Genomic DNA, 21,843 nt, shown 5'->3' on the forward strand with positions numbered 1-21,843 from the left:
TTACTCTCCTTTGCAATATGAGAGAACAAGACCTGTTGCCACGGCGTTTCTCGGACCTTCCGTCGCTCGGATATTGGCGCGTCCGGCTACGATGGAGTAGCGCGACAAGGCGTCAGTGATGAGCTGCGGAATTTCAAAGTCGAGTGACGATCCGCCAACCATGGTGACATATTCCATATCCCGTGCATTGCCCGTCGGGCTGACCCGTTCCAATGCGCGGATGGCGTTGACAACGAAAACCTTTTTCTTCGCTTCCTGACGAACCGTCTTGATCCGTTCAACTGTTAAGTTGCCCGGCAGCGGCACCATGCCGTCCGGTGTCAGAATAACGACTCTCGCAAATACTGTCGGCGAGAGTTGATTTTCGAAGAATTCCACAGAACCGTCTTCGTGGCGAATGTGGAACAAACTTTCAACCTTCGCAACCGGATATTTCTTCAGATCTTCCGCCATGTGCATGTCTTCGATGCCCAATTCTGAACCGATCAGCATCGTGACCATGTTGCCGGCGCCTGCCAAATGAATGAAATGAATTTTGTCTTCGCGGTTGATGATGGCTGCGTCGGTCGAACCGGCACCCATATCGAGAATGGCCATCGGTTTGTCCGCGCCCGGTGTCGTCAACGCACCGAGGATTGCCATCTGTGCTTCAACACCGCCGACTTCAACCTTGACGTTTAATTCTTTTTCAAGTTCATCTGCAATCATATTCATCTGCAGTTTGTCTGCCTTGACCATTGCGGCCAATCCAACCGCATTTTCCATTGAAAATTCGTTGGCCATCCCGCCTTTAACAGCTTGTGGGACGAAGGTATCAACTGCCAGAATATCCTGGATCTGAATTTTGTCCGGGGATTGATTTGTTAAGTTCGACATGACCTGACGGACGCGTTCGAGCATGCCGCCGGCATTCGTTCCCGGTTCCCCTGTCACATCTTCCACGGGCTGGACGCTTCTCAATGCATCCATGATCTGTTCGGCCCCTGCGTCAACAGGCACTTCGGTCTTTTTGTTTTCACCCTGAATGATGATTTTGCCGGCCGGGATCTTTCTTTCTTTGACATCCCCTGCCGGCGTTTTGATGATAACCGCTGAACGGTTTCCGATTAAGGCACGTGAAATCGGCACGACCTGCTTCGTTTCTTCTGGATTTAAATCAAAAACGGTCGCAATCCCGTAAGGGTTCGACAGCTGTTCGATGACCTTACCGGGTTCGGCGACTTCTACAGCCGCCCGCATGCCAATCGGCACCTTGTCGATTAATGCGACTTCATCTACAATCGGTATTTTTTTGTTTAAGCGGTTGTTGATCAAAACACCATCGTCGCGCTGCACGATCGCGCCGTTGACGTGAACGCCGCGTTCCACAGCTGTGTTGATCATCTTCGACGAGGTTTCAAAATCAACTTCTCTCGGAATCACCACAATCACCGCTTCGCCAGGTTTAACCTGGGTCAAGTTGCGGATATTGATGGTTTCGCCGACGCCGGTTCCCAATCCACCCGGAGTGGATGGATTGTGACCGATCATCGTGGATTCTGTGATAATCGTTTCTGTGATGGTTTCCATCGCCACATCGCCGATAACAGGAGCTGCTTCGTTAAGACGAATCAGCTCCACATCATCAAGCGTTAAATTGGCTTTGTCCAAGGCTTGCTTTAAGGAGGCGAAGACACCGTGGATGTTCTGCCGCGTCCCCTTAATCCCGGTTGTCGCGACGATCCCACTGGCTAAAAATTCAGGTTTATTGTGATCAACGCGTGCCAATGCCGTTTCGGTACTGGCGTTGCCGATATCAATCCCTGCAATAATCATATATTCCTCCAAACAATCCTATTTGAAACTTATTTAAATTCTTTGGTTCTCTTTCTCTTGTATCCGATGTAAGCAGCTTCTCTAACGAGCTGTGCGCAGACCTTTGCGCTGTATTTTGTTTCGAGTTCGTCAGCGATAGCTTCCAGTTCTTCTTTTGTTGAACGATACGGACGCAGTGCGTTGTAGATTTCGAGAACGCGGGCATCTGGAACGGCGATCAGTTCAGCCGCACGACGCAGGTTGATGCCGAGAGCATCACGGCCGACAGAGTCAGCAACCTGAGCCTGGAGTTCCAGAGTCTTCGGATTGATTCTTAAGTCTTCAGCTTTGAGGGTGCCGTCCAGAACCTTTTCAAGGGTTAATTCTTTCAGCGGAATCCCTGTTGCTGATGTGATTAATTCAGGTCTTTTTTCTCCCAAAGGATAATCAGCATCGGTTACTTTTACGTCACCATCTGCTGGTGCAGCTGCGCCAGTACCGGAGGACATCGATGCCATTACCTGTTTGACGATTTGTTCTAACATTTGTTCTTGTGTCATCTGTGCACCTCCCGATTATTTGTAGGAAACTTTCATGTTGACCGGTTTTTTACCTAAGACAACAGACTGGACTTCTTTTAAGTAGAGAAGTGCAGCTCTTGCCTGGTATGCCGGGCGAGCCATCTGGTCGTTCTTGACCGGAACTGGTTCCGGGCTTTCGCCTTTAGCGTAGCGAGCCGCATTCTTACCGATCTGACGATAAGTGTCAAGGTCGATCAGCGGGCACTGCGGGAATAATTCCAAGTTCCCTAACTGCGGCAGGTCTGCCTGATGGATCAAGCAAGTCCCACGAGACTGAATGCCGATTGCAATACCGGAGCCTGAAAGTTCAGCGCAGTCATGTCCGATAACCGCAACGTCACCTGAACGATAGACTTTGACGACACGAGCTTTCATGCCTTCTTCTTCGATACCAGCGATCATTTCTTTCATGATCTGCGCGTGAGGAACACCGATGATGTTGGTCTGCTGTTCTGCACCGAACTGTGCGGAAACACCGATGATAACTTCATCAGCTGCAGTGCCTTTCTGTGCTTCTCCGTCTGGTGTTAATACTAATGTTTCAGCTGGGCCTTCATCTACAGGAGCTGCTTTCGGCGCTTCTGCCGGTGCATCAGCTGACATTTCTTTAACAACATCTGCGATGATTGATTTTAACAATTCTTCGTTAACAGCCATTCTATACACCCCTCTCACTAAATTGTTTCTGGGTCATCTGCCCAAGGCAGATCAGCAATCTGATTCCAACGTTCTTCAGAAATCTGATACCCAGTTCCGACACCATGGTAGTCGTTCTTGTAGTTAACTGCAGAAATGACTTCCCAGTCAGAAGACAATTTAGAAGCTGTATGCAGGTAGTCACCAGCGCATTTGATGTACTGGATGTTAAAGATCGACTGTGCGACATCGTGGAAGCCTTCTTTGTCGAGCGCTTTGATGAAGTCAACAGCAGTAACGCCTTTGTTCATCATGTCTTCGATAGCTTTCAGGTCAGCGACAACGTCACGGTCCGGCATATCTTTTGAGCCGTCTGCGTATGTTGCAGCTTCGACTTCTTCATCAGTGATTTCCGGAAGTCCCATGCCTTTGAACAAGCCCTGAATGGCTCTAGCAGCTTTCGCACGTGCTTCGACCAATGCGTCTTCAGTGATTGGCTGTAAGCCAGCATCGATTCTCAAGTCACGCTGGATAACGTTCCAGTCATCGTAGTCGTGAGCATCCCAGTTGGATCCTGCGAACATGTTATCGTAGTTCGGTGTGGATGAGTAACCGGAGCAGATGTAGTCTGTCCCTGGAACCATCTGCATCAGTGAACGAGCGACACGGCGTAAATCCGAGTGTGTGAATGTCTGGTCGTTTGATGATGCACATTCGAGGTCGAGGCAGGCAGCCAGCAGGTTTTCTGCCAAGATTTCACGAATACCGCCAGGTACAGCAGCCGGAACACCAACGCAAGAAACAGAACCGTTCTGAGTCCCCTGAACACCAGCACCTCTTGTGACATACAAGCAGCGGGCTTCAAGGTACAGCATGGAGTGACCTTCTGCATAACCCATCTGAACTTCTGAACCAGAACCAGATGTGAAACGCATTTTCAGGCCGCGTGATGCGTATGCGGATGCCAAGAATGCTTTTGAATATGGGGTATCGTCACCATCCATGAAGACCTGTTCAGTCCCATAAACGGAAATGGTTTCTGCGTAAGCGGTGAAGCCTCTCATACCCATATCCAGTTCGGTTGCTTCTTCAACAGAGCACTGAGTCAGGATGCCTGGACGGCCGCAGTTTGCACCGATCATGATCCCTAAGGCGTTGAATGGTGCGTAACGTGCGATACCAACGGTTGTTTCCTGTTCGTCGAAACCACGGATAGCTGCTTCAGCAGCGTCAGCCGCGATCTGAACCATGTTATCTTTAACGTTTGTGACGTGGCACTGGTTTGATGGCATTAAACGTGCACGCATTTTGTTCTGAGCCATCATCATTTCGAGAACACTCATGTATCCGAGAACTTCGGTCATCTTAGCTGGTGTAACAGCTGTTGTGATTTTGATGATGTCTTTTCTTGGCACGTGGATGTCAACGAGTTTGTTTGCGATGTCGATTGATGGAATAGCCATCGCTTCTTCTGCATCTTCAATATGAATTGCGTGGTCAGCGATGAACTGATCGAGCATATCGAAATCTTCTCTTGCTTTGCCGTCCATTTCGACGATCTTGCCGTCGACAACTTTGATGCTTGGCTTTGGATCCAAGTCAGAGTTCATGGCGATCAAGCCAACTTCTGGCCATTCCTTAACGAAACCGTCTTTTTTAATTGGACGAGCTTCCAGAGCTTCAAATCTTTTTGATCTCATTTAGTCATTCCTCCTTAAATCTCTTTGTGTATTAGTGTGGGTCTAATCACATTAAATGTAAGGAGTTGTTGCTGATGGGCAAGGTCCGCCTAATGCTGATAATGCCTGGATACCTGCATCACGGGCTGCACGGACTGCCTGACGAACTGCGCCAGCATCGCCGTAAACATTGATGAAGCCTTCGTTTGAAGCCTTTGTGCCGTGATCTGGTGAGCAGTAGCTGATGAGTTCTACGTTAGCTGCTTTCAGAGCGATATCGGAAATGAGGATACCAATACCAGCAGGAGCGCCTAAGATCAGAGCGTATGCACGGCCGATCGGTGCGCCGAATGCTGCGTTGCAGGCGAAGGAAGCACGTGCGGTGTACTGGAATTCCAGGTGGCCAGCGTCGTTGCCGTAAACATCGCCGAAGTGTCTTTCAGTTTCAACCAAAGCAACTTCAACAGCGCGTTTCGCATCGGAAACATCTTCTGCACCGAAGACAACCAGTGAACCATGTCCTGCGCCGCCCTTGGTATCACGAGCCATTTCACAGATAACCATTTCGGTGTTGGTCGCTTTAACAGCTTCATCAGCTGCCATGATCTGCGGGCCAGCCCCAGTACGGCCAGAAATGATACCGATTGAACGATACTTCGGATCGATTTCCATTGCTTCGTGTAAGTTAGGATCTACGTTAGCGATGACCAGACCAATTGTATCCCCCATGGTCTGTCCTACGTATTCAGTCAGTCCACAAGTGCCTGTGGCTTCAGAGACGGTACCCGTTTCTTCAACTTCGTCCATCTTCTTCATGACTTCTTCCATCAATTTGTTCATAACATCGTCTTTCATTAATTCACACCTCCACTATTTTTATAAAGTTGGTAACATTTTTTCCACATCTTGATGTGGTCTCGGAATCACATGAACTGAAACAACCTGGCCAACTTTGTCAGCTGCCGCTGCACCTGCATCAACAGCTGCCTTGACCGCACCGACATCGCCGCGAACCATGGTTGTGACAAGACCGGAACCGATCTTTTCATAGCCTGTGAACGTGACGTTGGCAGATTTGACCATGGCATCAGTTGCTTCAATGCATCCGACGAGGCCTTTGGTTTCAATCATACCCAAAGCTTCATTTGTCATAAGCTTTTCCTCCTTTTAGGTTATCTGACTAACAATATTGTAAACCATTTGCACAGATAATTACTTGTGATATTATTATAAAAAAACCACTTCCCCCTGATTTTATCAGTGTTTCCTTGTGTCTTTAAATTTTTCACCACAAGATATAGTCTGACGAATGATTACGTTTTTAGTATAAATGATTTTTGTAAAAAAGAGCTGAGATTTTGACAAATTCCTTTGGTAAATTTGTCACCTCTCAGCTCTTTTAGGCTCATTATTTTATTATTTTTTTACCGATTCAAAGGCGTCGACCTTTTCCCAGGGCAGGCCTTCCTTTCCGAAATGGCCGTAGGCCGCCGTCTGTTTGTAGATCGGACGGGCCAGTCCCAGGCCGTCGATGATGTCCGGCACCGCGAAGGACACGTGCTGCTCAATCATTTTTTTGATTTTCCCTTCGTCGGCCTTCGCCGTCCCAAAGGTGTTGATTTCAAACATTTCCGGTTCTTCCCGTCCGATGGCGTAGGCCAGCGCCACCTCACAGCGCTTCGCCAGTCCGCAGGCGACGACGTTTTTCGCCAGATACCGCGCCATATACGCGCCGGAGCGGTCTACCTTGGTCGGGTCCTTGCCGGAAAACGCGCCGCCGCCGTGATGGCAGGCGCCGCCGTAGGTGTCCACCATCAGCTTGCGCCCGGTCAGCCCGGTGTCGCCCAAGGGCCCGCCGATGACGAACCGGCCCGACGGATTGATGTGCAGCTGCGTGTCCGTCGTGATTTGATCGGCGCCGATCGTCGCCTCAAAAACCGGTACCACCACGTGCCGCACCAAAGCCTGCTGCAGCGCCTGCAGCTCGATCTCCGGATCGTGCTGCGCCGACAGGACAATCGATTTGACCCGGTTTTGGCCGTCGAGGGTCACCTGAGACTTGCCATCGGGGCGCAGCCAGGGCAGGGTGCCGTCCTTACGGACCGCCGTCAGACGCTTCGACAGCGCCGTCGCCAGCACAAAGGGCAGCGGCATAAGCGTCTTGGTCTCGTCGGTCGCGTAGCCGTACATAATCCCCTGATCGCCGGCGCCGACGTGGCGGACCTTGTAATGCTCGCCGGGTGCTCTGTCCTCCGGCGGCAGCCATTTGCAGCGGACCTTGCCGCCGACCCACTTCGCCGTTTCAATCGTATCTTGTTTGGAAACCGCCGCGTTGATGTCGGCAGATTGAGCGTTGATGTTGGTCATGACGATGCAGTTTTCCGCGTCGAGCCCAACGTCCGCTGAGGTATAGCCAATCTCCGCCGCCGTTTTCCGCGCGATTGCCTCGATCTGGATCGCGCCGCTTGATAACAGTTCCGGCGAAATTTCTCCCGCCAGAAAGAGCATATTTTTTGAAGCCATCACCTCAATGGCCGTGTGGCTTTCTGGATCGGCCGCGAGGCAGGCGTCGACAATGCCGTCCGCAATCTGATCGCAGAGCTTATCCGGATGACCTTCTGTTACAGATTCTGCTGTTCTTTTCATTTTTTATCACTTTTATTCTTGGCTTGCGCCTTTTTCTTTTCTTCCCGAACCATTTTCTTGTAGGTTGAAATGGTCATCTTTTCGTATTTCTTAAACAACTTGCTGAAATAAGAGCTTTCGTTGTAGCCCAGCCGGTAGGCGACGTCGGTGACGCTGTCGCTGGTGACGCAGAAATACCACTTGGCCTGCATCATGCGGCACAGATGGATGTACGTCATCACAGAGATGCCGAGGGTTTTCTTGAAAATCCGGCTGAGGTATCCCTGAGACAGCCCGCTGTTTTCCCGCACCTCTCTGAGTCCGATGTTCTCGCCGATGTGTTCATCTATATATAGGAAAGATTTTTTCATCACCGGGTAAAGGGCGATGGCCTTGTGCCGGAAGATCAAATCCAAGGTCGCGTAGAGCCTGAATTCCAGCCAGCGCTCGACCGGCAGCATTTTCCCCGCCGGCCGATTGACGTAATTGGTTTCGTCCAGGCAGTCGTACTGGGCGAACAATTTATTTTCAATCGTGTAATAATAATCGATGATTTCGTCCGTCGCGTCCCAGCTTTCCTGCTTGATATTGTCGATCAGCTCGGGCAGCACGTAATACATCGCGGCGTAATCGCTGCTGTCCACAATGCCGCAAATCTTATCGAAGGTGGCGTTGCGCCGCTGCTTAAGCCCGCGGAAATTTTCCAGAAGCCGCTTGACCCGCGAAAAGCTCAGCGGCTTGAGCAGATATTCGTCGACGCCGATATGCACGGCCTCCTTCGCAAAATCAAAGGTATTGTAAGCAGAAACGAGGTAAATCGTCACATGGGGCAGCAGCTCCCGGATCTTCTTGGCGGCCTGGATGCCGTTTTCGTCCGGCATCACCACGTCCATAAAGACAATATCCGGCCGAAAGTCCTTCACCTTCTCGACTGCTTCGGTCCCTGTTTTGGCAACGGTACAGACTTCAAATCCGTCGACCATGCCGATCATCTGTTCCAGGGCTTCGCGCATCAACGGCTCGTCATCGACAATGAGCACCTCAAACATCGCCGCGGCCTCCTTCAGGAATACTGATCACGAGACAGTTGCGGCCGTTCTCCGTGGTCTGGGCGATGTGATAGCCCGTGCCGTAAATCTCTCCTAACTTGTCGCGGACCGCTTCAATATTGGCCGCTGCCGAGTAATGCCTTTTCGCTTCCGACGGCAAATCGGACACCGCCTCACGATCCACATTGTCCTGCACCTCGCAGATCAGCCGGCCGGATTCCTGCGCAATGCGCACGAGAATCTGCCCGTCTTTATTCTGGTTGATCACCCCGTTTGTGCTGTGCTCGACAAAGGGAACGAGCATCATTCTCGGAATCCTGCACTTCATCATATTCCGCGGCACATCGATTTTATACTGGATGCGGTCGCCGAAGCGCACGCCCTGAATGTGCAGATAACATTCCACCGCTTCGGTCTCCTGCGCGACCGTCCAGAACGTGTCGTGCTCAAACAAGGTGTCACGCAGGAAATCTGAGATCAGCGTGATCATCTCATTGGTCCGCATGGCGCCTTCGATGATCGCCAGGTTCGCGGCAGACGTCAGGGAATTGAACCAAAAATGCATGTTCAGCCGATTCTCGAGATTTTCCTCCCGCGGCTGATGTTCCCTTCTCTCGTAGGCTTCGATTTTCCGGTATTGCTGTTCAATGATCGTCGCGTTCTGTTTATTCCGCTTTGCTTGTTGGTCCAGCTGTTTTTCCAAATCAATGTATTTGCCGAGCCATAGTTTCGCCATTTCGGCCGTCCCTTTTAACTGCTCAGGCGTAACAACGGGCAGCGCGTCAATCAGTTTGCGATTGACTTTAAAAAAAGTCTGGGCTTTCTTGTTCTGGCCCGCTTCGTCATTCACCACCTCATGAAAATGATCTGCGACGCGCACCGGTCCGCCCTGAACCGCTCCGAGGTATTCCCCGTCCCGTTCAAAGGGGACGACAAAAAAAGTCAATTCCTCAAGTGCCCGGTACATGAGAACGTCCCCATCGGTAACGGCCTGAATGCTGGCTTCCCGCGCCGATTTTTCAAGCGCTTTTTGGATTTCACGCCAATTTTCGCTTTCTTTTAAAATCGATACGCTTTCGTTTTCCGGCGCGACCGCACGCCCTTTGTAATCAATCAAACGGCAGGCGACGCCGGTTGCTTTTTGGAAAACCTGCTGAATTTGTTTAAATTCTTCTGTTTCAGCCCATTTTTCAAGATCCAACATGTTCCGTCCTCTTTTCTCTCAATTTGTTTTCTTATTTGTTATTTTAAGGAAAAAATGAGGATTTTTCAACACATAGTTGTTTGACGCATTAAATAATTGTATTTTATTTTTCAGTTATCGTATTTGAAATGCCTCCGACAAAACACAACGTCTGCGATAGGTGAAATGTCTTGCCGAAATCGGGCCTTCACCGGTCCAAGACGCGATGGAAAATGCGCAGGGCACATCCGCGCCAAAACCAATTGATGAAATAAAGGGCGCGTTTTTAACAAAAATGGCGGTTTGCATTGTCCGCGCCGCGCGATCCAAGCGCTCAATACTGCGGCTGTGGATCCCTGCTGTGTGGTGGTTGTTTTGTTCAATCTGCAGTGCTGCCGTGAGCGCCGCCTTGAAATCAGGCATGCGAACCATCGGCACAATCGGTACCTTGACCTCTTTCATGACGAGCAAATCGCTGAGGCGCGCTTCACCCACGACAAGCTTCGCCGGATAATGATACACAACGCCTGCGCTGTCTAGAATTTCTTTTAAGGGCCGGCCTTCGAACCGCCTGGCGACATCGCCGTCGGCATTGAACATCAGGCGCTCTACCTTTTCCATGTCTTTGCTGTCAAGCACCTGAACGCCCACTCTCGCGAAAGCGGTCAAAAGCGGCTCCGCGACGCAGTCCAGCGTCACGATGGCTTTTTCCGACACGCACATCAAATTGTAATCAAAGGCCGCGGATTCCGCGATAGCCGACGCCGCGCGGTCGAGATCCGCCGTTTCGTCGACGATGACCGGCGGATTGGCCGGTCCCGCGCCGATGACCTTTTTGTCAGCCCGGAATGCTGCGCTCACCGCTGTGCTCGATCCGGTCACGACAATCATGTCCACGTCGGGATGATTCATCAGCTGTTCGCTGACATTGTGGCCTGTCATCGGCAGCATCGAGACCAGATGGTCAATGCCAATCGCTTCCTTGATACTCGCGTTGATCAGTGACACTGCCGTCTGGCTGCACTGACACGCTCTCGGATGGGGGCAGTGGATGATGGCGTTGCCCGCCGCCAAGGCCGAAATCGTCGTGTTGATCAATACCGCGATGGGATTGGTGCACGGGTGAACCGCGGCGATAACGCCGCAGGATGAAAGCTCAGTCAAGACGATGCCGTCGTCATTGGTGAGCACCTCTGTCTGCAAATCCTCGACCCCTGGCGTCTTGTCGACGGCCAGCGCAATTTTTCTCGCCTTGTCTACGGAATGCCCCATGCCGGTTTCACGACAGGCCATTTCCGCGAGATTCATCACGGCGCCCTTCAGCCCTGTCCGAACGGCTTCGATCGTTCTTTTCCTATCTTTAAGTGTGCATTGTCTGTACGCCGTGTAGGCTTGTCCTGAAGCGCAGACAATTTGTCCTATCGTATCCATTGTTTTCCTTTCTGAATTTCTTTGTATCATCGTTGTTCGAATGGCTTGTCTACTTATAAAAATAGGGCCCGAAAGTCGGACCCTGAAATCAAAACAGATCAAGACATCCTGAGATCAAAAAGAATGGGCTCTGAAAGCTCGTATTTCGGCCGCGTCACCCCACATTGTGACGCAGCCTATAAATAAATTTGTCTTGTCGTTTGTTTTGATTATTGAACGGCAATCCCTTTGTTGACCGCCGAATCAACCGTAATATTTGGCTATTTAACCTTGTTTTAATCAACCATCTTTTGTATTAACCGCCGATTTTGCACTTCAGGCCTGCCGCTTCGACCATGTCTTTGAAATGATTCATCGTTTCCCGAGAAGGGGTTTTGGTCTCTGGCATCCGGTAAGGAATACCCAGCAGCTCGTATTTGTTTTCGCCTAAAGTATGGTAGGGCAGCAAATGTATTTCGTGGACGCCCTGCAGCGATTTCGCGTATTCGATAATTTCCGCGATGGTTTGATCGTCTGCGTTGACGCCCGGAATCGTCGGCACGCGAATAATGGTTTCGCCTGCCTCCCGCGCGATGCGCACCGCATTTTTTCTTATGACTTGATTGCTGACGTTGGTGAATTTCTTGTGAATCTCGTCATTGGGTGCTTTCGCGTCGAGTAATGCCAAATCAACATGAGGCAGCACCAGATCCAGCGCTTCCTCGTTGGTCGTGTAACCCGTCGTTTCAATCGTGGTGTTCCACCCCTGAGCCTTTGCAGCCTTGAGCAGTTCCGCCGCGAATTTGTACTGCATCAGCGGTTCCCCGCCCGACAGGGTCATGCCGCCGTTAGTTCTCCGGTAATAACTGGCGTCTTTTTTGACTTCCCGGATCACCTGCTGGACGGTCATCTTTTTCCCCTTCTGAACCAGGGCGTCCGCCGGACAGACAGCTGCGCATTCGCCACAGCCGTTGCACTTATCGTAATCGATAAAATGCGGATTGTCCGGCGACAGGGCCCCCGGCACCGGACAAACCTTTAAACACGAGCCGCAGTGAATGCAGTTTTCAGCTTGATACAAAACAACGGGCTGAAGCTTCTGAGATTCCGGGTTGCAGCACCACAGGCATCTCAGCGGGCATCCTTTCAAAAATACGATCGTTCGGATGCCCGGGCCGTCGTTGAGAGAAAATCGCTGGATGTTGAAGACACCGCCTTCCATCCCATAATTGATATTATCATCTGCAAGCAACGCGGCTTCTCCTTCCGTTTAGATTATTATTCGAATGTCTGTTCAGTTCTCGCGATGATGTCATCCTGAACGTCTTTAGCCAGAACGATGAACTGTGCGGAGTAACCGGCGACGCGGACGATCAAGTCTTTGTGCTGTTCCGGATGTTTCTGCGCTTCGAGCAGGGTTGCACGGTCGACGATGTTGAACTGAATGTGATAGCCCTTGTGATCAAAGTATGCTCTGACCAATGCCGAGAAGCGTTTCAGGCCTTCGTCGCCTGCAACGGCTGACGGTAAGAGTTTCTGGTTCAACAGCGTCCCATTACCGAAGTCGAGGGCGTCGATGGTTGCGGACGATGCGTTCGCTGCGGTCGGTCCGCTGACATCACAGCCGTGACGCGGTGAAATGTTGTCGGACAATGCGGTCTGCGCTAAACGGCCATCTGGCAGTGCGTCGACAGCACGGCCCATCCCAACGTTGGCTGAAACGGTGTAGCAGCCTGCGTGGTAAATCCCGCCACGTGGGTTCTTCTTGCCGTGAACGTTGCTGGAGTAGATCTTCGTGATCCGGCGTCCGAGCAAGTCGACTTCTGGAATATCGTTCCCGAAGTGCGGTGAGTTCAGCAGCAGCTGATGGATCTTTTCCCATTTTGCCAAATCTGCTGCGGTCGGGTTCTTCTTGCAGCCTTCGCCGCACGGTGCGGATGAAGCGGATGCCGATTCTGCGATCGATGCGATGTCGACATTGCTGCTGCCCTTGAGGACAGATTGGACCACATCCCAGATCTTCTGTTCCATTGCGGAACGGCCAGCTGCTGAAGTGGCGCTGCCTGCGCCGCCGCTTGGCGCCACCTGGCTGCGGTCTGAGCCGCTCGGTGCACCTGACGGATCGACGGCGTAACCGAAGTTGTTGTCGACAGCTTCCATCATGTCGGCCATGGTCATGGTCTTGTCGTCGAAGATGTTCTTCTTGACGGCGACGAAGGAGTCGATAACATCGGCTGTCCCGAAGGCCTGCGGCCCGGTGAAGTTGTAGATGGCGGCACCTTCCTGAACGGTTGCGCCCTTGTCCATACAGCCGTCAACCAAGGCGGATTCGAACGGCAGGGTCATGTTCATCATGTGGGCGTAGTCGACGCAGTTGTCGGCTTCTACCAAATAATCGATGAAGAATTTCATCTGTTCTTCGTAAGCGGCGACAAAGTCTTCAAAGGTCTTGAAGTCGGTCATTTCGCCGGTCTTTGGTCCGAGCTGTTCGCCGCGGCAGCGGCCATTGTGCATCGTGATATCCAAAACCTTGCAGCAGTTGAAGAACGCGGCATCGTGCCAGCCGTCTGTCTTGTGCTGCGGCTGCGGTTCAACGCATCCGATTGGCAGCCAGTCACGGGCATCTTCCAGTGAAACGCCGTCGTTTTCGAGCATTGGAATCGCGACTTCGTCGTTGTACATCGCCGGCAGGCCGTGTCCTAAGCGGACCACTTCGCATGCGCGGTATAAGAATTCGTCTGGCGTGCCGTCCCAGTAACGGATGGACATGGATGGCTGCGGCAGACCGGTGTGGGCGATGGCATCCAGCTGCATGTAGGAAACGTCGTTGGTTGCGTCAAGCCCTTCAGGGGTCTGGCCGCCGGCGCACATGTTCTGGAAGATCGCGTAGCCCGCGAACAATTCGTCGGAAACCGCGTCACGGGTTTTGTTCAAGTCGTTGAGTTTGATGAAGATGCAGTCAACCAATTCCTGCGCGAAATCGCGGGTCATGTTGGCATCGTTCTTGTAGTACGGATACATATACTGGTCGAAACGTCCCGGTGAAATGGAGTGACCGGAAGATTCGATCTGCATAATCAATTGGACAAACCAGAAGGACTGGCAGGCTTCCCAAAAGTTGGATGCCGGTTTTTCCGGTACGTTCTGGCAGTTCTGCGCGATGACCAGAAGTTCTTTCTGGCGCTGCGGATTGATTTCCTTCTTCGCCATATCGAGGGCCATTTCAGCGTAACGATGAGCGTAATTGATACATGCGTTGTAGGTGATGATGACGGCATCGTAGAACTGGCGTTTTTTGATGGTCGTCGGATCGTTCGGATCGAGGGCTGCTTTCTTTTCAGCTGCTTCTTTGATGATGCCGCTGAAGCCGACTCTCAATACTTTGCCGTAGTCGACGCAGACGTGGCCGATCCCGTTGTAGTAATAGTTCCCAACGGTGAAGACGCCGAGATCCTGGCATTTCTGGCAGGTGTCGGACATCAGTGAGCTGGCCAGTTCGGAGTTGGTTCTGCCCGGCCAATATTCAAAAACTTTTTCCAAGCGGTGCTTGGTATCTTCTGGAATTTCAAATGGGTCGCATTTACGTGTGGCCATTGTATCGAATTCAGCCGCTACCCAGTCGTATGAATATTCCGGGAAGAGCTGGCAGCCGCGGTCTGTTAATGTGGCAGACCCGACAATCAGTTCGTCCGGGCGAATCGTAATTGGAATATTATTTAAAATATGTTCGTTCGCGTGCGCAATCCGCATCACCGGCGCTTCTTTTTCGTGTGCGCGGTACGCTTCTGTAACCAGTTCCGCACGATCCGCTTCGACTGTTGGGGTCGCGTCAATAATGCGCTGTTTCAGTCTTTTAACTCGATCAGTCGGTTCGGTGAATCCTTTAGCAATTCCCATAATAGCCTCCTCTGTAAGCTTTCATATCATTTTATTGTTCGCACTGTTTCACACACACCAGCAGTGCTTACGGTTTCATTATAGGGCAATTTATGTGATGCCTAATAATACAGGACAAACCAAAATTATGTAATTTTAAATTTCACGCTTCAGTGCTGAAAACCCCCGGCGGCATCAAAAAAACGCCCGAATCCGAAGATTCGAGCGTTGACGATTCGATTATTTATTTTATTAGTTTGATTATTCGACGGTCACAGATTTAGCCAGGTTGCGCGGCTGATCTGGGTCGAGGCCTTTGCCGACGGAGGTGTAATAACCGATGAGCTGGCAGATCACAGCGGTTTCAAAAACCGTCAAGTCGTCGGGCACGTCTGGAATAGACAGGTGGACGTTGCAGATCGTCGGGTCGTTGATTTCCTTATCCTTTGAGATCAGAATGACAAAGGCATCCCGCGCTTTGACTTCCCGAATATTGGAAATGACCTTTTCGTAGACCTTCTGCTGGTTGGCGATGGCGATGACCGGCACGCCTTCTTCGATCAGCGAAATCGTCCCGTGCTTAAGTTCCCCTGCGGCGTAGGCTTCCGCGTGAATGTACGAAATTTCCTTGAGCTTCAGCGCCCCTTCCATCGCCACGCGGTAGTCCAGACCGCGGCCGATGTAGAACGCGTCCTGGGCGTTGACCATTCGGCTGGTCAATTCCTTGATCTGGTTTTCGTATTGCAGCACTTCTTCGATGTGGCCCGGGATAGCCTTGAGCGCCTGTACCTTTTCTCTCGCTTCGTCTTCGGTCAGGCGGCCTGTCGCAAGGCCGAGCTTAAAGCCGAGGAGGTACATCGTCGCGACCTGAACCGTGTAGGCCTTCGTCGAGGCCACCGCGATTTCCGGACCCGCGTGGGTGTAGACGACGTAATGACTTTCTCTGGCAATCGACGATTCCTTGACGTTGACAATCGACAGCGTCCGATCGGTGTACTGCTTCGCCAGCTTTAGCGCCTCAAAGGTATCGATGGTTTCCCCGGATTGGGAGACGACGATAACAATAGAATTTTTGTCGATGACTGGCTGAGAATATCTGAATTCCGACGCGATGGAAACCGTCACCGGCATTCTTAGATGATTCTGAATGAATTCCGCGCCGACCATGCCGGCGTACATCGCGGTGCCGCAGGCGACAATCGTGACGTTTTTTGCCCCTTTGAAGAAGTCGTCCGGCACCTGATCACCAGAGAAATCTGGTAAATCGTTCTTGATTCTCGGCGTGATGGTCCGCGTAATCGCGGCCGGCTGTTCGTGAATTTCCTTGATCATAAAGTGCGGGTAGCCATCCTTTTCCGCCGCCGTCAGGTCCCAGTCGACCGTCATGATTTCCGGCGTCACCGGGTGACCTTCGAGATCCTCGAGGGCAATGCCTTCCGGCGAGAGGGATGCGATCGTATATTCCGGCACGACGAAATATTTGTTGGTGTGTTCGATAAAGGCCGTAACGTCTGAGGCGATAAACGCGCCGATTTCTGGATCGAAAGACGCAACCATCGGGCTGACGTTGCGCACCGCGTAGATTTCCCCTGGATGATCTTCGAACAAAATCCCAAAGGCGAAGGAGCCCTTGATTTCAGCGACTGCCTTGCGAATCGTTTCCTTCGGATCGTGGGTTTCTTCGTAAAAATGATTGAGCAGTGCAGCCCCAACTTCTGTGTCCGTTTCGGACTGGAGCTCATCCGCCAAATTGAATTTATTGGTGATCGCCGCGTAGTTTTCAATGATGCCGTTGTGAATCAGCGCGACCTTGCCGACGCGGTGTGGATGGGCATTGGCAGTCGAGACACCGCCGTGGGTCGCCCAGCGCGTATGGCCGATGCCGCAGGTCGACGGGTTCACTTTGTCACAGACCGCGCGCAGGTCCTTCACCTTGCCCGCTGTCTTTCTCAGGGAAATATGCGGCTGATTTTCACGGAAATAAGCAATGCCGGCGCTGTCGTAGCCGCGGTATTCCAAGCGTGAAAGGCCGTCGATTAAAACATTTTGAACCTCTAATTTTCCGGTATAACCGATAATGCCACACATAATCGTTTCCTTTCTTGTCGCAAGATGCGAAATCCAAAAAATAAACTTCTTGCTAAAAAATTACTTTTTAGTTGATTGACCATTTAATTTATTAGGATAGTTTACCACAAAAAAGGAAAAAGAAAAAGCACTATCTGGTTGACTTGCCGGTCACTTCCGCGCGGCCGTTTTGAAGGGTGACCGTCCCTCTCTGCGTGGCCTGCGCCTTGCCGCAGCGCGCCACACAGGTAAAAAACCAGCTGGTGTCGTTGAGCTGATCGACCTCAATTTTCACCCTGCCCCGTTTTTGTGTCAGGGTTTCTCCAGTATAAGCGGCATTCTGCTCGATTTGGCTCTTGCATTGGGCCACGCCGGAGTCCAGTAGCACGAGGCACGCCTCGTGGTCCCGATAGCAGGCCGCGGTCTGAAGCTCCTGCCCGTGAAAGGAAAAGAGCGACAGCAGTGGCACGACGGCGAGCATCATCACCACGAGAACCAGCGGCAGCACCGTCCCCTGCTGGTTGAGCCGCCTATACCGATTGGGTTCACGGCGTTCTGACCGTGACGCTCTGCGCGTGCTTCGGCGCGTAAATTTCTGTTTCATAGACATTGGGATCTCCGGTATACTGCATTTTGAGTCTAAATCTGCCGTTCGGCGTATCGCCCTGCCACTCCGGCGCCAATTCAAAATCAACGACTTCCGCGTCCAGCTGACTGCGGGAGCCGTTGTCGAGGGGGACAAAGTTATTGTAGTATTTGTCCCGATACAAGATATGTGTTTCTTGTCTCAATGTGTACAAATCATAATACAGTGGGGTTTCCATGTCCTGCACGTAGACATCATCCCCGTCGATGACGACGGTATCCGCCGAACGGATCGTCTTTTCGATAAACAGATGGACGTGTCTGAACTCCTGAACGTGGGAACGGGCCGATCCGGCCTTCGGTATTTTCGTCGAAATGGCGGCAAAACTCGGCAGCAGTCCGGCTGCCAAGCCGATGATGGCCAATGTCACCAAAAGCTCAATCAGCGTCATCCCGCGCTGACTCTGTATTTTCGTCTGTTTCAGCTGAAGTCGATGCCGCATAAATCACTTCCTGATAGGTTTCTGAACGCATGCCCTTTGGCGCGACCGTGATGTCCACATCGTAACGGCTACCGGTTCTTCCGGTCACGTTGAACCGATAGGTGATCCGGTCGTCCGATATGTCCTCGGCGACAGCCCGCAGCCGCGCATTGGCCGCCTCAACGTCCGGATGGTCCATCGCCGCGACAGCCGATGCCGCCCGATGATAGGCTTTAGGCAGTCCCCGTCCTTGGGCGTTGAGGCCGGCTGACGCGTTTTTCAAAATGGCCAGATTGCCCAGCAGTGAGATCATCAGCACAGACAACAGCGCCACGATCATAATCGCAACCAAGCTGTCGACCAGCGTGATGCCACGCTGAGAGGCCATCTTTTTTCTCACGCATTTTATCATCCGCTGCCTCCCGTCAATCCGACAGCCGAATCCGGCCCGTGACCGGCTGAAGCACCAAATTGCGCTTCAGCTGTCCCGGACCTCTTAATAGGATTGTTTGTCCCTTGTTAATGGTGCCCGTTGGTAAAAATTGAACGCGAATATATCTCCTTGTGTCAATAGTTCCATTAGCGAAAGAAGCTTGCATTTTCTCAAAATACACGTATTTGGAGTAAAACTTTTCTTTCTGGTCATCCCAAGTCTTAATCTCGTACCTATTGTAGAAGATCTCCACAATGACCCCTCGATTAGCGTCCTGCATCAACGCTCGGTCCCGCGCGTCGTTGAGGGCATCCTTCAGCGCTTCACACTCCGCGTCGAAGGCTTCCCGGTTCGCCATCTGGACACCGGCCGTCCCGATGACGGCCACGCCGCCGCTCAACAGACCGATCAAAATCAGCACGACGAGCATTTCCGCCAGGGTCATGCCCCGGTTATTCTTTATCCGCGACAGACACCACACCTTCAACCTTGTCGTAGACGAAGACCTTGTCCTTTGCCTTCGCGCTGTAATCATTATCTGCTTCCTTCTTGAGGTATTTGTTGGTAATCAAAAGCTGAACGACTTCATCGTACGCGGCATTCGTATTGGATGCTGCCGTAACAGCTGGCAGCGCACCTTGATCGGCTTCATACAGGGTGACCGCCGAGGTCACCTGTTTGGCGTTGGCCTTGTCAACCTGGGTCCTCGAGCGGTTGACGATCTGCGGCACCGCGACAATCATCACGCCAGCCAACACCCCGATAATAATCAGTGTAACCAGCATTTCCGCCAGGGTAAATCCCTTTTGATTGCTGCGCTTTTTGATTTGCTTTGATTTAGGCATCGTGTCGCCTCCTTTATTTTGAAATTTACATCATTGCTGCGTAGCCACCGTAAATGGTGTAGAGCAGACTGATAAACGAAATAACCACACATCCCACCAGCACGCCGACGACGACAATCAGCGCCGGCTCCAGCACCGCTGAAAACCGTGCGAACATCCGATCGTACTGTTTGCGGCAGCGTGCGCCTGCCTTTTTCAGCATGGGCAGCAGTGCCCCTGATTTCTCCCCTACTTTAATCAGCCGCTCACCTCCTTTGTCGAGCAGGCCCGTCTGCGCTAGTCCCGCCGACAGCGGCTGCCCGTTGCTCGCCGCCTCGGGCAGTCCGTCGATCTGTGACTTAAAATAAGCGTTGGTGACGGGTTTTCCAGAAACAACCAATGCGGTGATCAAATCGACGCCGCTTTCCAGCGCCAGCACCAGCATATCCAAATAGGCCGCCCAAAGTTCCAGACGGCGCATCCGCCCAAACAGCGGCGATTCTAACAGCAGACGGTCCAATCCCTTTCGAAAGGCTGTCTGCTCCGGCAAAACCTGATGGAGCACCCAAAGCGCAATCAGCGCGGCCGCAAGCGCGCACAGTATATCGGCCACGGCGCCATTTAAGCTGATCAACATCCGCGTCCCCGCCGTCATCGACAAATCGAGACTGGCGAGGGTGTCAATCAAGCTGGGCAGTACGCTTGTGACCAGATAGCGAACCACTGCCATCGCCATCGTCAGGACGATGGCCGGATAAATCATAATTTGAATCAATTTATTTTTCTGCCGGCTCAGCCGGTCGTAATACTTTTCCAGACGCTCCAGCACTGAAATCAGCCGGCCCGAGGTTTCCCCCACCCGCAGCGTTTCGATCATCAGCTGGGGAATGCCCAGCCCGCAATCGGCCATCGCCGCGCTGAAGGGTGCGCCTTGTTGAATCGCGCGCACCACTGATTCGATGCCTGCCTTCAAAGGCCGACGGGGCTCGCCATCCAAGAAGGTTTTTAAAGATTCGACCAAGTCGAGGCCGGAACTCATGAGCACCGCTAATTCGCCGCAAAATGCAGCCAATCCCTCGTCGTTTAATTTCCGCCGCCGCCTGTTTTGAGCGGCCTCAAAGGAAAAGGTCAACGTCTTCATAAGCCACACTCCCGGTTTTCAAATGAGCCACCGCGCTTTTGCGAAAAGGGCGGCTGTGCGCATTTGGCGTGTCCGCCCCTGCATCCACTAAATCAAACAGCCCGATGCGCCCGAATTTCCCTGTCTGCCGGCAGGCCGGGCAGCCTCTGCCGACGCGCAGCTTCCCCGGACGTTTCAAGTTTAAGCGCTTAGCCTGCGCCGCGTTCATCGCGACGGTTTCGCCACATTTCGGGCAGATCTTCGGAACCAGCCGCTGCGCCATCATGCCAATTAACTGATCGTCCGCCATGTAATCCGGCACGCCAAAATCCAAAAGCCGCTCCCGGCAGCCCCAGGCGCTTCTCGCGTGGATCGTCGCAAAGCACAAGTGGCCCGTCGCCGCAGCGCGAATGGCCGCGTGGGCCGAGCGGCTGTCCCGAATCTCGCCGAGGATAATGACGTCGGGATCCTGCCTGAGCACCGCGCGGACGCCCTTTTCAAAATCCATATCCCGGACGCCGGACAGCGACACCTGAGTCACCCCGGGGATCAAAATTTCCGCCGGCTCCTCTAAGCTTACGAGGTGCACCCCTTCACGGTTCAGACGGTTCGCAATCGAAAACAGCGTCGTCGTTTTGCCTGAGCCCGTCGGGCCGCTGATCAAAATCAAGCCTTCCCGCCGGCTGACCATCGCCGTCAGCTTCCTAATGTCCGCTGCCGTCAGCCCCAGACGGGATAAATCCTGAATGTAATACCGGCTGTCGAGAATGCGGATCACCATGTGTTCCCCGTGCACCGTCGGCAGCACCGAGACCCGCATCGGAATCTCGTGAAACACAAAGGCGCCGTCCTGCACCGAGCGTTTGTCGCTGATATCCATCTGCGCCAGAATTTTAATTCGCGAAATCATGCTGGTGTAGTCTTCTGACGACAAAGAAGTGTAGAAAAAGAGCGCACCATCAATCCGAAAACGTACGCGAAAAGTGTCTGACCCGATCGGCTCAATATGGATATCCGAAGCCCGTTTATCCATCGCCACGGTCAATAATCTCTCTGTTAATAAGACAATCCCATCGCCGTGTTTTTGATTCATGGTGCGCTCTTTGGTCGCACGATTTGTATCAGAAGAGTGCTTATTTTTAAAAAAATTCATGTTAAGCTACTCTCTTTGATTTGAAATTTTTCAGAGTATATCACGATATTTTGATTTTTGCAATCGTTTTTAGTAAATTCTTTAAATGATCTTGGTCTGTAACTGCTTAATAATGCGTTGCAAAAAAAGTAAAGAAAATAACTTGAAAATTGAAAAGAAGGTGAGGTGGAAATTTGATCTTTATTTAGATAAATGGATGAAATAGTTGATGACATACATTTGAAAAATGATTGAATAATTTGGGGGAAAATAAGGTACGTCTCTCCACAGGCCGAGATGATCTAAAAATTCCCTTTTATGTTATGTCTTGCAATAAAAAAGAGGACTTTAAAAGCCCTCTTCATAA

The 21,843-nt window shown here is 51.9% G+C and carries 20 protein-coding genes; all 20 read right to left on the reverse strand.

What is annotated here, in order from left to right:
* Positions 1-1,815, reverse strand: coding sequence for a diol dehydratase reactivase subunit alpha (locus tag QZX60_RS05220; RefSeq protein WP_295362073.1), 1,815 nt, complete (start codon positions 1,813-1,815; stop codon positions 1-3).
* A gap of 29 nt (positions 1,816-1,844) precedes the next feature.
* Positions 1,845-2,354, reverse strand: coding sequence for a diol dehydratase small subunit (locus tag QZX60_RS05225; protein WP_295362075.1), 510 nt, complete (start codon positions 2,352-2,354; stop codon positions 1,845-1,847).
* A 15-nt stretch (positions 2,355-2,369) separates the two neighbouring features.
* The gene (locus QZX60_RS05230) at positions 2,370-3,032 is read right to left on the reverse strand and encodes a propanediol/glycerol family dehydratase medium subunit (protein WP_295362077.1); all 663 of its coding nucleotides are present in this window, start codon (positions 3,030-3,032) and stop codon (positions 2,370-2,372) included.
* 17 nt (positions 3,033-3,049) lie between these two features.
* On the reverse strand, positions 3,050-4,711 hold the full coding sequence (locus tag QZX60_RS05235; RefSeq protein ID WP_295362079.1) for a propanediol/glycerol family dehydratase large subunit: 1,662 nt from the start codon (positions 4,709-4,711) through the stop codon (positions 3,050-3,052).
* A gap of 51 nt (positions 4,712-4,762) precedes the next feature.
* Positions 4,763-5,545: a propanediol utilization microcompartment protein PduB gene (pduB, locus tag QZX60_RS05240; RefSeq protein ID WP_295362081.1), complete on the reverse strand. Its 783-nt coding sequence runs from the start codon at positions 5,543-5,545 to the stop codon at positions 4,763-4,765.
* Between the two features lie 21 nt (positions 5,546-5,566).
* Positions 5,567-5,842, reverse strand: a complete 276-nt coding sequence (locus tag QZX60_RS05245) for a BMC domain-containing protein (protein WP_154576786.1) — start codon at positions 5,840-5,842, stop codon at positions 5,567-5,569.
* Between the two features lie 264 nt (positions 5,843-6,106).
* The gene (metK, locus tag QZX60_RS05250) at positions 6,107-7,336 is read right to left on the reverse strand and encodes a methionine adenosyltransferase (RefSeq protein ID WP_295362083.1); all 1,230 of its coding nucleotides are present in this window, start codon (positions 7,334-7,336) and stop codon (positions 6,107-6,109) included.
* On the reverse strand, positions 7,333-8,364 hold the full coding sequence (locus tag QZX60_RS05255; RefSeq protein WP_295362085.1) for a response regulator: 1,032 nt from the start codon (positions 8,362-8,364) through the stop codon (positions 7,333-7,335). Before QZX60_RS05255 ends, metK begins: the two co-directional genes overlap by 4 nt.
* Positions 8,357-9,568, reverse strand: a complete 1,212-nt coding sequence (locus QZX60_RS05260) for a histidine kinase (protein ID WP_295362088.1) — start codon at positions 9,566-9,568, stop codon at positions 8,357-8,359. Before QZX60_RS05260 ends, QZX60_RS05255 begins: the two co-directional genes overlap by 8 nt.
* A 114-nt stretch (positions 9,569-9,682) precedes the next feature.
* Positions 9,683-11,008 carry an aldehyde dehydrogenase gene (locus tag QZX60_RS05265; protein ID WP_295362089.1) on the reverse strand — a complete coding sequence of 442 codons (1,326 nt, stop codon included), beginning with the start codon at positions 11,006-11,008 and terminating at the stop codon, positions 9,683-9,685.
* A gap of 265 nt (positions 11,009-11,273) precedes the next feature.
* Positions 11,274-12,179, reverse strand: coding sequence for a glycyl-radical enzyme activating protein (locus QZX60_RS05270; RefSeq protein ID WP_295362120.1), 906 nt, complete (start codon positions 12,177-12,179; stop codon positions 11,274-11,276).
* A gap of 56 nt (positions 12,180-12,235) precedes the next feature.
* Positions 12,236-14,854: a glycyl radical protein gene (locus QZX60_RS05275; protein ID WP_295362091.1), complete on the reverse strand. Its 2,619-nt coding sequence runs from the start codon at positions 14,852-14,854 to the stop codon at positions 12,236-12,238.
* A 240-nt stretch (positions 14,855-15,094) separates the two neighbouring features.
* Positions 15,095-16,921, reverse strand: coding sequence for a glutamine--fructose-6-phosphate transaminase (isomerizing) (glmS, locus tag QZX60_RS05280; protein ID WP_295362093.1), 1,827 nt, complete (start codon positions 16,919-16,921; stop codon positions 15,095-15,097).
* Between the two features lie 130 nt (positions 16,922-17,051).
* The gene (locus tag QZX60_RS05285) at positions 17,052-17,504 is read right to left on the reverse strand and encodes a hypothetical protein (RefSeq protein ID WP_295362095.1); all 453 of its coding nucleotides are present in this window, start codon (positions 17,502-17,504) and stop codon (positions 17,052-17,054) included.
* Positions 17,446-17,988 (reverse strand): type II secretion system protein, encoded by a 543-nt coding sequence (locus tag QZX60_RS05290; RefSeq protein WP_295362096.1) that lies wholly within the window; start codon positions 17,986-17,988, stop codon positions 17,446-17,448. The genes QZX60_RS05285 and QZX60_RS05290 overlap by 59 nt, the downstream gene beginning before the upstream one ends.
* A complete protein-coding gene (locus QZX60_RS05295) occupies positions 17,924-18,355 on the reverse strand; it encodes a type II secretion system protein (RefSeq protein ID WP_295362098.1) in 432 nt (143 codons plus the stop codon). Before QZX60_RS05295 ends, QZX60_RS05290 begins: the two co-directional genes overlap by 65 nt.
* A 37-nt stretch (positions 18,356-18,392) precedes the next feature.
* Positions 18,393-18,845, reverse strand: coding sequence for a hypothetical protein (locus QZX60_RS05300; protein ID WP_295362100.1), 453 nt, complete (start codon positions 18,843-18,845; stop codon positions 18,393-18,395).
* Between the two features lie 7 nt (positions 18,846-18,852).
* Positions 18,853-19,245 carry a type II secretion system protein gene (locus QZX60_RS05305; protein WP_295362102.1) on the reverse strand — a complete coding sequence of 131 codons (393 nt, stop codon included), beginning with the start codon at positions 19,243-19,245 and terminating at the stop codon, positions 18,853-18,855.
* Positions 19,246-19,270: 25 nt separating this feature from the next.
* Positions 19,271-20,365: a type II secretion system F family protein gene (locus QZX60_RS05310; RefSeq protein ID WP_295362104.1), complete on the reverse strand. Its 1,095-nt coding sequence runs from the start codon at positions 20,363-20,365 to the stop codon at positions 19,271-19,273.
* Entirely contained in the window at positions 20,340-21,437 is a 1,098-nt protein-coding gene (locus QZX60_RS05315) for a GspE/PulE family protein (protein WP_295362106.1), read from the reverse strand. Before QZX60_RS05315 ends, QZX60_RS05310 begins: the two co-directional genes overlap by 26 nt.
* Between the last annotated feature and the right edge of the window lie 406 nt (positions 21,438-21,843).

The sequence above is a fragment of the uncultured Pseudoramibacter sp. genome, assembly GCF_903789625.1.
Lineage (GTDB): Bacteria > Bacillota > Clostridia > Eubacteriales > Eubacteriaceae > Pseudoramibacter > Pseudoramibacter fermentans.